We start from the raw sequence: 2,488 nt of genomic DNA, 5'->3' as shown, positions 1-2,488 counted from the left end.
GACGTGCTGAAGGCGATCGACCTTGCCACCGGCGTGCAGACCGCGACGGTCAATGCCAACGGCACCGCGACGCTTGCGACAGCCACCGGCCAATCGAACTCGACGATCAATACGTCCGGCCAGCTCAAGATCTCGACCGGCGTCAATGCCGACCTGTCGATCACCGGCACCGGTAATGCGTTGAACGTGTTCGGTCTCGCCGGCAACACCGGGACGGCGACCGCCTTCACCGCGGCGCGCACCTCCGGCATCGGCGGTATCGCCGGCAAGACCTTGACCTTCACCTCCTTCAACGGCGGCACGGCGGTCAACGTCACCTTCGGCGACGGCACCAACGGCACGGTCAAGACGCTCGACCAGCTCAACACCAAGCTTCAGGCCAACAACCTGTCCGCGACGATCGACGCCAACGGGTTGCTGACCATCACCGCGTCCAACGACTACGCGTCCTCGACGCTCGGATCGACGGCCGCCGGCGGTGCGATCGGCGGCACGCTCACCTCGGCGCTGACATTCTCGACGGCTTCCAACCCCGTCCAGGATGGGGTTGCCCAGACGGCGCGTGCCAACCTGGTGTCTCAGTACAACAACATCCTGAACCAGATCGACACCACCTCGCAGGACTCCTCGTTCAACGGCGTCAACCTGTTGAACGGCGACCAGCTCAAGCTGGTGTTCGACGAGACCGGCAAGTCGAACCTCAGCATCACCGGCGTGACCTACAACTCCAAGGGTCTCGGCCTTGCTGCTTTGACCAGCGGTGTCGACTTCATCGACAACTCCGCGACCAACAAGGTGCTGTCGAACCTGAACGCCGCGTCCAGCACGCTGCGCTCGGAAGCTTCGAGCCTCGGTTCGAACCTCTCGGTGGTGCAGGTTCGTCAGGACTTCAACAAGAGCCTGATCAACGTGCTGCAGACCGGCTCGTCCAACCTGACGCTGGCCGACACCAACACCGAAGCGGCCAACAGCCAGGCGCTGTCGACCCGCCAGTCGATCGCGGTCTCCGCGCTGTCGCTGGCTAACCAGTCGCAGCAGAGCGTGCTGCAGCTGCTCCGCTAATAGCGGACGACATCGCAAGCAAGATCAGGCGGCGGGGCTTCGGCCCCGCCGCTTTCTTTTTTCGCCGGCATTACAGTGCCGCTCGGCGAAGTGGAAATGATGCATTTGATGCCGCCAATTGCTCACTCTGAGTTATGGTTGACAAGTGGCAAATGTCTCGTCGCTGCACCAAAAAGCGCCATCCTATCATGACGATATCGGTGAGCACGATCAGGCTCCGAACGCGCGTATGGTGAATCCGCGCAAGGACTGGTGCGACACGCTTCATGCTTTGTTAGCCCTCCACGTTCACCGTTCCGAGCATCGATTAATCCTAATCGAAGTTTTGTTGCGTTGCGTACCAGAAGGGTAACACTCAATGTCCGGTATCGTTCTCTCTTCCTCGGTTCGTCAGAACCTGCTCTCTCTCCAGTCCACCGCTGATCTCCTCGCCACCACGCAGAGCCGTCTGTCGACCGGCAAGAGCGTCAACTCGGCCCTGGACAATCCCACCAACTTCTTCACGGCACAGTCACTCGACAACCGCGCCAGCGACATCAACAATCTGCTCGACGGCATCGCCAACGGCGTGCAGGTGCTGCAGGCCGCCAACACCGGCATCACCTCGCTGCAGAAGCTGATCGACAGCGCCAAGTCGATCGCCAACCAGGCACTGCAGACCACGGTCGGCTACTCCACCAAGTCCAACGTCTCCACCACCATTTCGGGTGCGACCGCGGCGGATCTGCGTGGCACGACCTCCTTCGCCAGCGCGACCGCGAGCAGCAACGTGCTGTATAGCGGCGCGGCCGGCGGCATCACCGCGGCGACCGGCACCTCGACTCTCGGCGCCACCATCGGCTCCTTCACCGGCACCACGGCAACGACCGGCGCGGGCGGCACCACGGCGCTGACCGGCACCATCACCCTGATCGCCACCAACGGCACGACCGCGACCGGTCTGGCCGGCAATGCCCAGCCCGCCGACGGCGACACGCTGACCGTGAACGGCAAGACCATCACGTTCCGCAGCGGCGCGGCTCCCGCGGCGACTGCGGTTCCGACCGGTTCGGGCGTCAGCGGCAACCTCGTCACCGACGGTAGCGGCAACACCACCGTCTATCTCGGCACCGCCGGTACCCCGGCCGCGACCGTCAACGATCTCTTGAGCGCGATCGATCTGGCCAGCGGCGTGAAGACGGTGTCCATCAGCTCGGGTGCCGCGACGATCGCCACCAGCCTCAACCAGACCGCTTCGAGCGTTGGTTCGAGTGCCGTCACACTGAAGAGCTCGACGGGTGCGGATCTGAGCGTCACCGGCAAGGCCGACCTGCTCAACGCTCTCGGCCTGACGACGTCCGTGGGCGGCGGCAATGCCACCGTCAACGTCAACCGCACCACCAGCGCGGCCTCGCTGGGTGCGGAGATCGCGGACGGTTCGACGCTC

At 63.9% G+C, this 2,488-nt stretch carries 2 protein-coding genes; both read left to right on the top strand.

The genetic code is table 11. The features are described 5' to 3' along the window. Positions 1 to 1,062, top strand: a 1,062-nt coding sequence (locus UNPA324_RS10995; RefSeq protein WP_141938819.1) for a DUF1522 domain-containing protein, incomplete at its 5' end; no start/stop codon positions are given. A gap of 358 nt (positions 1,063 to 1,420) precedes the next feature. Beyond that, the coding region (locus UNPA324_RS10990) for a DUF1522 domain-containing protein (protein ID WP_141938816.1) at positions 1,421 to 2,488 on the top strand (1,068 nt) is incomplete at its 3' end.

It is taken from the genome of Bradyrhizobium sp. UNPA324, from assembly GCF_006658635.1.
GTDB lineage: Bacteria > Pseudomonadota > Alphaproteobacteria > Rhizobiales > Xanthobacteraceae > Bradyrhizobium > Bradyrhizobium nanningense.
This window is presented reverse-complemented; position numbering and strand designations above follow the sequence as displayed.